Genomic DNA, 13,555 nt, shown 5'->3' with positions numbered 1-13,555 from the left:
ACGGCATCCATGCCGTCCTGGCCACAGCCGATCAGCGGGCTGACCGTAAAGTCCCAGACCACGGCCTCTCCGCCGGAGGCATCGCGCACCCGGGCGACCCGGCTTGCATCGAGCTTACCCACCGTGGCGACTGCGATGTCCCGTTCGGCGAGCCGCGTGCGGACAGCGGGCGTGCAATCCGGGTGCACGCTCAGAAGGTAGCCGAAGCTCGGGAAGGCGGTGAGCCAGCGGTCGAGCGGGACCGCGGCAGGCCGTGGGATCGCTTCGAGGTCTATGACGCCACCGACGTTCGAGCATTCCAGCAGCATCAGGGCGGTGCCGACGACACCCGCCATGCTGATGTCCTTGGCCGCCCGGCACAGCCCGTCTTCGGCGAGGGCCGGCAGCAACGCGAGATCACCGCGCAGACGCTCGCCGGCAGTGCCAGTCGAGGCATCCCAGTACGGGTATGGGTCGCGGAAGCGTCCGCGCAGGTCGATCGCCGCGACGAGATCATCGCCGGGCGCCGCGTCGAAGCTGGTGAGCAGGCGCGGGCCAGCCCGTCCGAGCACGGCGACAGCGAGGTTGCCAGCCTGCGCGCGCGTATTGGTATGACCGCCGACGATTGGGACGCCGTAGAGCGCGGCCGCGTCGGACAGGCCAGCCAGGATCGGGTCCGCCGCAGCGGCGTCCCGGCTCCACAGCGCGTCGACCACCGCGAGCGGGCGCCCACCCATGGCGGCGATGTCGCTCAGGTTGACCATGATGCCGCAATAGCCAGCGAAGTACGGATCGGCCGAGACGAAGCTGTCGAGGAAGCCCTCGATGGCGAACAGCAGGTGGCCGTCGCGATCCGGTATGGCGGCACAATCGTCACCGACCGGCACCGCGGCGTGCCGGCTGTTCAATCCGAGCCGCTCGACCACGGCATCGATGTCGCGCTTGTGAGCGAGGCCGCGCGCGTCACGGATCTGGCCGGCCAGGGATTGGAGGTCGAAGCCCGCATTCATCACGCGGCCCTGCGGAACGTGACGAGCCCGTGCTCGGGGTCGTGCATCGGCGGGTAGGCCGCGAGGTCCGCTTGCATCAGGTGATGCGGCCGCCCGTGTAGCTCGATCGCGTCGAGGCTCATCCAGTGCAGGGCCTGGAACAACGGGACGTTCCGATCCTGCACATGGGCCAGGAACCGCGTGCAGCCCCGCGCATGGGCCGAGGAGACCGCGACCTGGATGAGCCCGGCGCCCAAAGCGGCGGTGCCGCGGAACGGTCCGGCGACGGCCAGGCGCGAGCCCCACCACGCGCCGGCACGCTCCGACGCTTCGTGGATGCGTACGGTGCCGACGACCGCGTCGGCGTCGCCGCCGAGCGTCGAGAGGGCACAGATCGGGATCGCGCGCGCGTCGACGGCGTCCCGGTCGTCTTCGGTGAAGATGCGCTGCTCCGCGCAGAAGACCTGCCGGCGCAGGGCCGCGCAGGCGTTCCGCTCCCACGAGCTCGTGGCGAACTTGATGCGGAAGTGGCTCGGCCAGTACGGCGGCACGGGTTCGAAGATCATGAGACCGCCCCTGCGCGCTCGTAGGTGGAGAGCGCTGAGCAGGCGCCGCAGCGCCCGCATCCCGCCTTGATGTCGGTCGAGCGAAGATCCGCGCCGATCAGCATGTCCGCCAGGGGCCTGAGGATGCCGTGCATGAAGTCGGGGCTGGGCGCCGGGTGGCTCTCCAGCGGGGTGCCCGAGATCGGCACGAACGGCACCACGAACGGGTAGACGCCCATCCCGATCAGGCGCTCGGCCATCTCCAGGATCGCCTCCGGGGTGTCGCCCAGCCCGGCCAGGATATAGGTCGAGACCTGGCCCCGCCCGAAGACGGGGACGGCGGCCTCGAAAGCCGCATAGTACCGCTCCAGCGGCACGCTCGCCTTGCCGGGCATGATCTGCGCCCGGACCTCGGGCGTGACGGCCTCCAGGTGCATGCCGAGGGCATCGATGCCCGACGCTTTCATCCGCTCGAACCAGCGGTCGTCATCCGGCGGCTCGCACTGCGCCTGGATCGGCAGGTCGACCGCGGCCTTGACGGCGAAGGCGCTCTCGCAGAGCACGGCGGCGCCCCGGTCGGTCGCGTTCGGCGTGCCGGTCGTCATGACCATGTGCTTGACGCCGTCGAGGAGCACGGCGGCGCGGGCGACCTCGGCGAGTTGTTCGGGCGTCTTGTGCGCGACGGTGCGACCGGCGGCGAGCGATTGGCCGATCGAGCAGAACTGGCAGGTCTTCGTGCGGCTTGCGTAGCGGATACAGGTCTGGAGCACGGTGGTGGCGAGCACGTCCCGCCCGTGCAGGACGGCGATCTTCGAATACGGCACGCCGTCGAAGGTCGAGAGCGCGTAGAAGCGCGGCTTGCCCGGGAAGGTCGCCTGCCCGATCACCACGCCGTCATGCTCGATCACCGAGACCCCGTTGGCGTCCGGGCGGCGGACCAGGAAGGGCGACTCGAAGGCGGCCTCGGTGTGGACCGGCACCATCACGGTCCGGCCCGCGATGGTCATGGCCTTGTGGTCCGACGGACCGGCCCCGCCGCGGCGGCTCGGCGCCCCGGCGCGGCTGTCGGCGAGCCTAACGCCGTACGACTGCAACGCGTTGATCAGGCGCTCCGTCGGCATCCCGACCAAGCCCGCCACCACCGGCGGAAACGCGGGAAGGCTCGTCGGAAGCGGGCTGCTGCTCATGGTCGAGACTCCGGAAATCGGTCTGGGAATGGATCGGCTGGTGCACGAACGAGGCCGGGCGGTCGTCGTGGAGCAGGCTGAGGAGTTCGGGCCGGGCGTAGTGGCCGACCGAGTCCATCATCCGCTTGCGCTTGGTCACCAGCGCCAGGTCCATGTCGGCGATCAGGATGCCCTCGCCGGCGCCCAGCGGCTCCGCGAGGTGCTTGCCTTCGGGCGAGACGATGGCGGTGCAGTTGCCGCCGCGGCAGGCGCCGCGCAGGCGCTCGTCCGGGCAGACCTGCGCCACCTGCGCGTCGGTGAGCCAGCCCGTGGCGTTGACCACGAAGCAGGCCGCTTCCAAAGCGTGGTGGCGGATCGTCACCTCCATCTGGTCGGCGAAGATCTGGCCCACGAGCGAGCCCGGGAACTGCGCCGCGTGGATCTCCTCGTGGCGCGCCATCAGGGCGTAGCGGGCGAGCGGGTTGTAGTGCTCCCAGCAGGCCAGCGCGCCGACGCGCCCGACCGCCGTGTCGACCACGGTGAGGCCGGCGCCGTCGCCCTGACCCCAGATCATGCGCTCATGATAGGTCGGCGTGATCTTGCGGCGCTTGAGCTTGAGGCTCCCGTCGGCGTCGAAGACCAGCTGCGCGTTGTAGAGCGAGCCGTGATCCCGCTCGTTGACCCCGAGCACGATGACCGCCCCGTGCCGGCGTGCGGCGGCGGAGACGGCCTGGGTCACGGGCCCCGGCACCGTTACGGCCCGCTCGTAGAGGCGCAGATGCTCGGCGCCCTGCATCGCCGGCGGCAGCACGAAGGAGAAGTAAGGGTAATAGGGGACGAAGGTCTCGGGAAAGACCATGAAGCGCGCGCCCTTGGAAGCAGCCTCATCGATGGCATTAAGCACCCGCTCCAGAGTGCCGTCCGGGCGGTCGAGGTCGGGCGCGATCTGGATGGCGGCGGCCCGCACGATCCGGCTGTCTGACATGGGTGATCCTCCGGTTGTGGCGGCGGCCACGTCGCGTGCGGCCGCCGGAAGCGACGTCCCGGACTGGGGGCCAAAGGCCGGTCAGACGGTCCAGGTGTCGATGATCACCGCGTTGTCGCGCTTGTGCAGGAGGATGCAGTCGAGGACGTCGAGGGGATTGATCATGCGGATGCCCTCGATGAAGGCGGCCTCGCCGTGGCCGTAGAGGGCCTGGGTCGAGAACCGGCAGGCGTAGACCTTGCCACCTTCGGCCATGAACTTCTCAAGCTGGTTGTTGAAGTTGAGGTGACCCGGAAAGGCCTCGTCGCCGAGCCGTGGGAAGCCGCGCTGGACGCCCAGCGTGATGCCCGGGCCGTAGAGAAGGATGGAGGTCTCGAAGCCCTTGCGCTGCAGGCGGGTGGCCTGAAGCAGGTTGACGAGGCCGATGGAGCCCTCGAACGCGACGGTGTGGAAGGTCACCAGCGCCTTCTGGCCCGGCTCGGCCTTGACGTCCTCGAAGACCTTCTCCTCATAATCGACCAGGAAGTCGCCCTTTTTGTGAGGCTCGCGGTTCACAGCAGGCATTGATCTCTCTCCTCGAAGGATTGGACCGCGGAAGACTGAACTTCGAGCGGCCGTAAACCATTCATGGCAAGCGGTGTGCCAGAGGACTTCGATCAATCGGCCATACAAGATGACGGAGCGATATTCATACAATAATGCGATCAATGCGGCTGGCTTGAGCTCATCGGCATTACGCCCAGAGCCTATTTATAGGGCGAAGTACGAGCACACATTCACCAAATGATGCCCATTTGCGGAGCGAGAATTGTCGGCATTGTATGCATGCGAGAGAATGATCATTGGAAGCATGATCGCGGTACGGCTATTGCAAGCCATACAATCAAGCATTGATCGCATCATGATCTGGGCCGCCACGAATGACTTCGCCCGAGCGAGACGAACGACCGAACCCGCAGAAGGGCGGGGCCGGGGCCTGGACGCCGGATCTGAAGCGGTGGGGCAAGCCTCATTACCTCGCGATTGCGGAGGCGTTGGCCGACGACATCCGGACTGGGCGCCTGACGGTGGGGACGCGCCTACCGACCCAGCGCGCCCTCGCCGAGGCGCTCGACTTGAACTTCACGACCGTTTCACGCGGCTACGTCGAGGCCCATAAGCGCGGACTGATCGAGGGACGCGTCGGCCAGGGGACCTTCGTGGTCGATCCGGCTCGCCCGCCCCGTTCGACCGCTGCCGCGGCAGCGCGTCGGATTGGTCCGGTCGACTTCACCATGAACCTGCCCCCCGAGCCCGACGCGCCGGCCCTGCAAGCCCGCATGCAAGCCGCGTTCGTGGACCTGTCCGGTAATATCTCCAACCTCTTGCGTTACCAGGGCTTCGGCGGGACCGAGGAGGATAAAGAGGCGGCTCTGCGCTGGCTGAAAGGCCGTGGGGTCGTCACGTCCCGCGAGCGTCTGCTGATCTGTCCAGGGGCGCACAGCGCTCTGTTCAGCATTCTGGGGCAGGTGGCCCGGCCGGGCGACACGATCTGCGCCGAGCGGATCACCTATCCCGGCATCCGCGCGCTCGCCGCGCACTTGCGCCTCCGCCTCGTCGATCTGCCCATGGACCGATACGGGGTCGATCCTGATGCCTTTGCCGCCGCCTGCACCAAAGTGGCACCGAAGGCCATCTACCTGAATCCGTTGCTGCAGAACCCCACCACCGCGACCCTGCCCGGGACGCGGCGCGAGGCCGTGATCGCGGTCGCGCGGCGATACGCCGTCACCATCATCGAGGACGATGCCTACGCCCGCATCTGTCCGACTCCGCCGCCGAGTTTTGCGGAACTCGCGCCGGAGATCACCTACTACGTGGCAGGCCTCGCCAAGTGCCTGGGCGCCGGACTTCGGCTCGCCTTCCTGGTCGCTCCAAGCGCCCGCTCCGCCCTTCCACTGGGCGGCGCCCTGCGCGCCGCCACGGTCATGGCCTCGCCGATTTCCACGGCACTGGCGACGCGTTGGATCATGGACGGCACGGCGGAGGCCATCGTGCAGTTCGTTCGCGAGGAATCGGCCGCGCGCCAGCGCATCGCTACCGCGATGCTTCCCGCCGGCACCTACACCGCCGATCCGCATGCCTTCCACGTCTGGATCACGCTGCCGGAGGGCTGGACGCGTTCGGCCTTCGCCAGCCAAGGTCGGTCGGCCGGGCTCGGCGTCATCGCCAGCGACCCTTTTTGCGTCGCGGGGACGCCGCCGGAGGCGGTCCGTCTCTGTCTTGGCGGCCCCTCCACCCGACAGCAGATCACGCACGGACTGGAAGTGCTCGCCCACGCCCTGGAAGGCTCGCCGGCCCTCGCCTCAGCCTACATCTGAACCATCCGAGCCGGGTACAGGTCGAAGCGCGCGGTCGGTCGAAGGTACGCTTGGCGGCCGCAACCCCGGCCTGCTCGCGATCCTAACGCGAATGGCTCACAGCGGCGTACGAAGGTCCGTTTACGGGATACAACGTCAAAGACTAAATGTCTTGGATGCGCGCACTGCTACCCGGCCGGTTTTAAAGCCTCTCGCCCCTGAAGCCGAGGGGCTGAAGGCTCAAATCTCAGTCCCTTCCGCAAGCGAGAGCGCATCCTCGATATCGACGCCGAGGTACCTGACCGGGCTCTCGATTTTCGTGTGGCCCAGTAGGATCTGCACGGCGCGCAGGTTGCCGGTCCGCTTGTCGATCAACGACGCCTTCGTTCGCCGCAGAGAATGGGTTCCGCAGTCCTCGCACCGCAGCCCGATGCCCGTCACCCACTCATCGACCAAACGCGCATACTGCCGGGTCCTGATATGCGTGACGCCGTCGATCCTGCTCGGGAAGGCATAGTCGTCGAGCGTCCCACCCCGAACTTCCAGCCAAGCCAGGATGCTGCTGCGGGCTGGTTCGAGAAGCTCGAACTATACTGGCCGGCCGGTTTTGCGCTGAGTGACGATGGCTCGTGTGCGGACGCGACCACCACTGACGAGATCGCCGATTTTAAGCTTGACGATGTCGCAGCCTCGCAGCTTGCTATCGATGGCCAGGTCGAACATCGCGCGGTCACGCACGCGCCGTTCGCGGTCGAGCCAGAACCGGATGGCCCAGACTTGCTGAGGTTTGAGGGCACGTTTGGCGCCGAGCTTGCGGCCGGCGTTCCAGGGCTGCCGCCCTTTCGTGGCCGGATCGTATGCAGAGTGTCCCATCGTCGATCTCCTCGCCGGCCTATGCCGACGAGACGAGAAGACACCCGAGAAATACCGCTGCGGTGAGGGCGAGCATATGCGGACGTTCCGCATCCAACTCAACCCGGCCGCTTCGGCTGCGGTGCGTCGATCTCGAAAGCAGACGTCGGTGGGATCACCGGATCGCCACCCGGTTTCTTGATACCACCCCGAGCCGCCATTCCGCATCGGACCCAACTTCGCCTCACTCAGGCGGGTGCCAACTTCCCAAAAGCAGACGTCGGTTCGAGGGGCACTCACTCAATTGAAAGTTGGAATTATTTGCACTTAAGTGCATCCTGACGGCACATCGGGCCGGCTCGCCAGGAAGAATAAGGCGGGACGCTCGTCCGTGGAGGACACATGAACGAGATCGTCAAGCCCGACTCCCTGCTCGTTGCCCAGGCGGAGAGCCTGACCGAGACCTTCTTCGGCGGCTGCCCCCACGATTGCCCGGACACGTGCTCGATGCTGTTCGAGGTCAAGGATGGGAAGCTGCTCGGTGTACGGGGCAACCCCGACCACCCGATGACCCGCGGCGGTCTCTGCGTGAAGCTGAAGGACTACGAGAAGCGCCACTACCATCCCGACCGGCTGCTCTACCCAATGAAGCGCGTCGGGCCGAAGGGTGAGAGGCAGTTCGAGCGCATTACCTGGGACGAGGCGCTCGACACCATCGTCACGCGCTGGAAGGCGATCATCGACCAGTACGGGCCCGAAGCCATCGCGCCCTACAGCTACCTCGGCAACCAGGGCCTCGTGCACGGGCTGAACGGCGGCGACGCCTTCTTCAACCGCATGGGCGCGACCGTCACCGAGCGGACCTTCTGCGGCGAGGGCTCGTGCACGGCGTGGCTGCTGACGGTCGGCCCGACGGCCGGCCTCGACCCGGACAGCTACATCCATTCCAAATACATCGTGATCTGGGCCTGCAACAGCATCAGCACCAACCTGCACCACTGGGCCATCGTGAAGGACGCTCAGAAGAAGGGCGCCAAGGTCGTCGTCATCGACACCTACGCCTCGCGCACCGCTAAGGCCGCCGACTGGCACATCGCCCCAAAGCCCGGCACCGACGGCGCGCTCGCCATGGCGCTGATCAATTCGATCATCGAACAGGGCCTGGTCGATCAGGACTACGTCGACAACCACACGGTCGGCTTCGAGGACCTGAAGGAGCGGGCCAGCCCCCGCACGCCGGAATGGGCGGAGGGGATCACGGGCGTGCCGGCGGCCGATATCCGCAAGCTCGCCTATGAGATGGCGACCGAGCAGCCGGTCGGCATCCGCATGGGCGTGGCGCTGGAGCGGCATTACGGCGGCGGCCAGACCATCCGCGCCGTCACCTGCATCCCGGCGCTGACCGGCGCGTGGCGCCACGTCGGCGGCGGCGTCACGCAGTTCGGCGTCTGGGAGCACCCCTACAAGTTCGACGTGATGTGCCGTCCCGACCTGATCCCCGAGGGCACTCGCGTGGTCTCGAACCTGCAGATCGGCCGTGCGCTCACCGGCGAGATGCAGCTCGACCCGCCGATCATGTCGATGATGTGCTGGAACTCGAACCCGGTCACGCAGGCGCCCGAGACCGACAAGATCGTGGAAGGGCTGATGCGCGAGGACCTGTTCATGGTCTCGGCCGAGCACTTCATCTCGGATACCGCCTCCTACGCCGACATCCTGCTGCCGGCGACGATGGGCGCGGAGATGGAGGACATGATCCTGTCCTGGGGCCATCTCTACCTGACCTACAACACCAAGTGCGCGGACGCGCCCGGCGAGGCCATCCCCAACAACGAGATCTTCCGCCAGCTCGCGGCCCGGCTCGGCTTCGAGGAAGAGAACTTCAAGTGGAGCGACAGCGAGTGCCTCGAGCACTACGTCGATTGGTCTTCGCCGGCCTGCGAGGGCATCGACCTCGCCTATATGCGCGAGCACGGCTTCGCCCGGCTCAAGGTCGGCACGCCCGACGACCGGGCGCCGCACCGGGACGGCAACTTCCCGACGCCGACCGGCAAGTGCATGCTCAAGGTCGAGGGCGCCACGAACTTCGTCGCACCGCCGTTCCGGCAAATGTATGAGGGCTTCCAGCCCGGCGAAGCGCTCGATCCGCTGCCCGACTACCTCGGTCCGCGCGAGTCCCACACGAACGATCCGGCCCTGGCCAAGCGCTTCCCGCTCAACATCGTCTCGCCCAAGAGCCACTACTTCCTGAACTCCTGCTACGCCAACATGGAGGACAAGCAGAAGGGCCAGGGCGAGCAGTTCGTGATGATCAGCCAGCACGACGCCGAGGCCCGCGGGATCGTGGACGGCGATCGGGTGCAAGTCGCCAACGACCGGGGCGCCTTCAAGGGCGTGGCCCGCATCACCGAGGACGTGAAGGCCGGCATCGTGGTCGCGACGCTGGGCTACTGGCGTCAACTGAACGAGGGTACGGTCAACAGCATCTCGTCGGGGGCCTTCACCGACATGGGCCACGCCCCGTCGTTCTCGGACAACCTCGTCGAGGTATCGCGTGCCAACTGAAGCCGGCCCATCGGCCATGGCGATACGGATGTAAACGGAGGGGGTGATCCCCCTCCGCCTACCACGTTCCGATGCGTGTCATGCGAGGACCGTCCTCGCTTCTTGTCCCAGCGTCGCCATCGCCTGGGCGTAAGGCCCCGCGCCGTAGCTGAGACGTGCGACGCCGATGCGGGCCAAACGCTCGACCGGCGGCACGCCCTCCATCATCATCACGTTGACGGGGATCGATACGGCTTCGCAGATACGCCCGATAAGGGTTTCGTCCGTCAGCCCCGGGATGAAGAACCCGGATGCCCCGGCCGCGGCGTAGGCGGCCGCCCGTTCGATGGCTTCGTCGATGGATCGGACGGGGTCCCATTCCCGGCCCAGGAAGAGGTCCGTACGGGCGTTGATGAAAAGGTTCACGCCGTGGACTTCGGCCGCGTGCCGGATGAGCGAGATGCGGCGCGCCTGACGGACCTTGTCGTGGAGGCCGTCGCCCTTGACGATGCGGTCCTCGAAATTGATTCCGACGATGCCGAGATCGAGCAGGCGGGTGACGTTCGCGGACAGGGTCCCGTCGTCGTCGGTGTAGCCGCCCTCGAAATCGACGGTCACGGGAACGTCGACGGCCGTGGCGACCCGCCCGACGATGCGCTCGACGAAATCGACCGGGATGTCCTCGCCATCGCGGAAGCCCTGCGCGTCGGCGACCGCCCAGCTACTGGTCGCGACGGCTTTCGCGCCCGCCGCGACGATGGCCTTGGCGCTTCCCGCGTCCCAGGCGTTGTAGAGCCGGATCGGCGTTCCCTTGACATGCAGTGCCGCGAAACGCTCGGCTTTCTCGATACCGTTCATGATGATCTCCTGATCTCGTTCGTTGAGGGTCGGCTTTTGGGTCGGCGCGCCGACATCACGTCTGCCGACCGCGTGCCGCGCGGTTGGGTCGAATGCCCGGATGCTACGCCCGGACAGGTTCCGTCGGGTGCTATTGCACCTGCGGGACGGGAACTCGCACGGGGTCCCGCTTCGCGCCCCACCGCCGGACGATCACGTAGAAGGTCGGCGTGAACAGCAGGCCGAAGACGGTGACGCCCAGCATGCCCGTCAGAACGGCGGTCCCGAGCGACTGACGCATTTCGGAGCCGGCGCCCGTGGCAATCGCGAGCGGCACGACACCCAGGATGAAGGCGAAGGAGGTCATCAGGATCGGGCGCAGCCGCACCCGCGCCGCCTCGACGGCCGCCTCTCGGGGCGTCGCGCCGTGCTCCTCGGCCTGCCGGGCGAACTCGACGATGAGGATCGCATTCTTTGCGGCCAGCCCGACCAGGACGACGAAGCCGATCTGAGCGAGGATGTCGATGGGCATGCCGCGCAAATCGAGGCCGGTCGCCGACGCGAGCAGGCACATCGGCAGGATCAGCACGATGGCCAGCGGCACCATCCAGCTCTCGTACTGGGCGGCGAGCACGAGGAAGACGAACAGGCCCGCCGCGGCGAAGATGGCGATGGTCGGGGTGCCCTGCTGCTCCTCCTGGTGGGCGAGGTCGGTCCACTCGAAGTCGAAGTCGGCCGGGAGCACCTGTCTGGCTAGTTCGGACATCGTCTTGATGGCCGTGCCCGACGACACGCCCGGTCCCGCCGCGCCCATGATCTCGGCGGCCGGGTAGAGGTTGTAGCGCGGCACGCGGTAGGGGGCCGTCTGGCTCTTGAAGCTCGCGACCGAGCCGACCGGCACCATCTCGCCGCTCGCGTTACGGGCCTTCAGCCGGGCGATGTCGTCGGCCGTCCGGCGGAACTGCTCGTCCGCCTGGACGAAGACCGGGTAGGTCCTCCCGATGAAGTTGAAGTCGTTGACGTACTGCGAGCCGATGTAGAGCTGCAGGGTCGAGAACACGTCGGCAGGGGTCAGGCCGACCTTCTCGGCCTTCAGGCGGTCGATGTCGGCGTAGAGGGAGGGTGCGCCGGCGTTGAACAGCGTGAACACGCCTGCGAATTGCCCGGACTTGTTGGCGGCCGCGACGAGGTCGTTGGTCGCCTTCGCCAGCGCCTGGGGTCCGTGGTCGCCGCGGTCCTGGATCATCAGCTTGAAGCCGCCCGCAGCGCCGAGCCCCTGCACGGGCGGCGGGTTGACCACGATGACGTAGGCGCCCTGGATGCCGGCGAGGCGTGCGCGGATCTTGGGCAGCATCGACGCCGCGTTGATGCCGGGTACGTGCTCGTCGTAGAGCGAGGGCAGGCCGTAGAAGATCGTGCCGACGTTCGGCGCGACGGTGCCGGTGGTTACGTCGAAGCCGGTGACCGGCGAGGTGTGGGTGATGCCCTTCACCTCGGGCGTGTCCAGGATGATGTCGTTGACCTGTCGGACGACCGCGTCGGTCCGCTCCAGGCTGGAGCCCGGTGGCAGCATGACGACGACCGCCTGGTAGCCGATGTCCTGGTCGGGGATGAAGCCGGACGGCATCCGCGACATCTGGAAACCCGTCAGGCCGATCAGGCCGACATAGACGACAGCGACGATGGCCGAGGCCCGGATGAGACGGCCGGTGAACCGGCCATAGCTCGACGACAGCCATTCGAAGCCGTGGTTGAAGCGACCGAACAGGGCCGTCACGATGCGGCCGAGAAAGCCCTTCCGTGCATGGTGGTCATGGGGCTTCAGCAGCACCGCGCAGAGCGCCGGGCTGAGGGTGAGCGAGACGAAGCACGAGATCACCGTCGAGGCGGCGATGGTGATGGCGAACTGCTTGAAGAACAATCCGGAGATGCCCGATATGAACGCCGTCGGGACGAACACGGCGCAAAGCGTCAAGGCGATGGCGATCAGCGCCGTCGACACCTCGGTCATCGTCTTGTGGGCTGCGTCCCGTGGCGACAGGCCGGCGGCCATGTTCCGCTCGACGTTCTCGACCACCACGATGGCGTCGTCGACCACGATACCCACCGCCAGCACCAGGCCGAACATCGACAGGTTGTTGATCGAGGCGCCGAACAGCGCGAGCAGCGTGAAGGTGCCGACGAGAGAGATCGGAATGGCGATGACCGGGATGAGGGTCGCCCGCCAGCTCTGGAGGAACAGGAAGACCACGGCCACGACGAGCAGGACCGCCTCGATGATGGTGTGGATGACACCCTCGATGGACTGATCGACGAAGTTGGTCGGATCGTAGATCTTGATGTAGTCGATGCCAGTCGGGAACTTCTTCTTGAGCTCCGCCATCTTGTCCCAGATCGCGTGGTGCAGCTGGTAGACGTTGGCGTCGGGCGTGGCGATGACGAACCAGGGGGCGGAGGCGTACCGGTCGGCGTAGGCCTTGGAGCTGTAGTCGGCCGATCCGACCTCGGCGCGGCCGATGTCGCGAATGCGGGTGACGTGACCTTGGTTGTCCGACTTGACGATGATGTTCTCGAACTCCTCCGGCGTGGTCAGTCGGCCGAGGGCCTCGACGTTGATCTGGTAGGCCGCCGAGCTCGATAGCGGCGGCTTGTTGAGCACGCCGGCCGAGACCTGCGCATTCTGAGCCCGGATGGCGTTCAGGATCTCGTGCGCGGCGATGTCGTAGGCGGCGGCCTTGTCGGGGTCGATCCAGACCCGCATGGCGTACTGACGCTCGCCGTAGATCTGGAAGTCGGCGACGCCCGGGATACGCGCGATCTCGTCCCGGATGCGCAGCATGTAGTTGGAAATGTACTCGGGCGAGCGGGACCCGTCCGGCGAGTAGACGTGGACACCCAGCAGGAGGGCCTGGATGGTCTTCTTGACCTGCACGCCCTGGAGCTGGACCTCCTGCGGCAGCCGGCTCAGGATGTCCTGAACGCGATTGCGGGTCAGCATCAGCGCCGTGTTCACGTTGGTGCCGATCTTGAAGATCACGGTCACCGTGAGCGCGCCGTTCCCGGTCGACTGGCTGGTGACGTAGTCCATGCCCTCGACGCCGTTGACCGACTGCTCGATGGGTGTCGCGACGGTCTTGGCGATGGTCTCCCCGGAGGCGCCCGGATAGATGGCCGTGATCTGGACGGTCGGCGGGACGATGCTCGGGTACTGGGCGATTGGCAGCGAGACCATCGTCGCCAAGCCGAACACCACGATGAAGACGTTGAGCACCACCGCGAACCGGGGGTGGTCGATGAAGAAATGCGCGAGTCTCATGGT

Annotated in this window: 9 protein-coding genes and 1 pseudogene; 2 read left to right on the top strand and 8 right to left on the bottom strand. The window is 66.9% G+C overall.

The features are described 5' to 3' along the window. The 5 genes from MKL09_RS18450 to MKL09_RS18430 form a co-directional block, all read right to left on the bottom strand. Window positions 1–989: sll0787 family AIR synthase-like protein (locus MKL09_RS18450; protein WP_244022484.1), on the bottom strand; the 989-nt coding region annotated here is incomplete at its 3' end. Next, window positions 989–1,534 carry an MSMEG_0567/Sll0786 family nitrogen starvation N-acetyltransferase gene (locus MKL09_RS18445; RefSeq protein ID WP_244022482.1) on the bottom strand — a complete coding sequence of 182 codons (546 nt, stop codon included), beginning with the start codon at window positions 1,532–1,534 and terminating at the stop codon, window positions 989–991. The genes MKL09_RS18445 and MKL09_RS18450, both read right to left, overlap by 1 nt. After that, a complete protein-coding gene (locus MKL09_RS18440) occupies window positions 1,531–2,634 on the bottom strand; it encodes an MSMEG_0568 family radical SAM protein (protein WP_244022490.1) in 1,104 nt (367 codons plus the stop codon). Before MKL09_RS18440 ends, MKL09_RS18445 begins: the two co-directional genes overlap by 4 nt. Continuing rightward, window positions 2,588–3,664 carry a Nit6803 family nitrilase gene (locus tag MKL09_RS18435; protein WP_244022480.1) on the bottom strand — a complete coding sequence of 359 codons (1,077 nt, stop codon included), beginning with the start codon at window positions 3,662–3,664 and terminating at the stop codon, window positions 2,588–2,590. Before MKL09_RS18435 ends, MKL09_RS18440 begins: the two co-directional genes overlap by 47 nt. Window positions 3,665–3,745: 81 nt before the next feature. Continuing rightward, the gene (locus MKL09_RS18430; protein ID WP_058191264.1) at window positions 3,746–4,228 is read right to left on the bottom strand and encodes an MSMEG_0572/Sll0783 family nitrogen starvation response protein; all 483 of its coding nucleotides are present in this window, start codon (window positions 4,226–4,228) and stop codon (window positions 3,746–3,748) included. Between the two features lie 356 nt (window positions 4,229–4,584). Between MKL09_RS18430 and MKL09_RS18425 the strand changes: the two genes are divergently transcribed. Beyond that, window positions 4,585–6,024 (top strand): PLP-dependent aminotransferase family protein, encoded by a 1,440-nt coding sequence (locus MKL09_RS18425; protein ID WP_244022478.1) that lies wholly within the window; start codon window positions 4,585–4,587, stop codon window positions 6,022–6,024. A gap of 219 nt (window positions 6,025–6,243) precedes the next feature. Here MKL09_RS18425 and MKL09_RS18420 read toward each other — a convergent pair. Beyond that, window positions 6,244–6,876 (bottom strand): annotated as a pseudogene (locus tag MKL09_RS18420) (tyrosine-type recombinase/integrase). 381 nt (window positions 6,877–7,257) lie between these two features. Between MKL09_RS18420 and MKL09_RS18415 the strand changes: the two are divergent. Beyond that, window positions 7,258–9,420, top strand: a complete 2,163-nt coding sequence (locus tag MKL09_RS18415; protein WP_244022476.1) for a molybdopterin-dependent oxidoreductase — start codon at window positions 7,258–7,260, stop codon at window positions 9,418–9,420. A gap of 78 nt (window positions 9,421–9,498) precedes the next feature. Here the strand turns inward: MKL09_RS18415 and MKL09_RS18410 are convergent, their stop codons facing one another. Both MKL09_RS18410 and MKL09_RS18405 read right to left on the bottom strand, forming a co-directional pair. Then, window positions 9,499–10,257, bottom strand: coding sequence for an isocitrate lyase/phosphoenolpyruvate mutase family protein (locus tag MKL09_RS18410; protein ID WP_244022475.1), 759 nt, complete (start codon window positions 10,255–10,257; stop codon window positions 9,499–9,501). 130 nt (window positions 10,258–10,387) lie between these two features. Next, window positions 10,388–13,552 carry an efflux RND transporter permease subunit gene (locus MKL09_RS18405; protein WP_244022473.1) on the bottom strand — a complete coding sequence of 1,055 codons (3,165 nt, stop codon included), beginning with the start codon at window positions 13,550–13,552 and terminating at the stop codon, window positions 10,388–10,390. Window positions 13,553–13,555 lie beyond the last annotated feature (3 nt).

The organism is Methylobacterium sp. J-048, from assembly GCF_022829515.1.
GTDB lineage: Bacteria > Pseudomonadota > Alphaproteobacteria > Rhizobiales > Beijerinckiaceae > Methylobacterium.
Note: the sequence above shows the minus strand (reverse complement) of the source record. Positions and strands in the feature narration are given on the sequence as shown.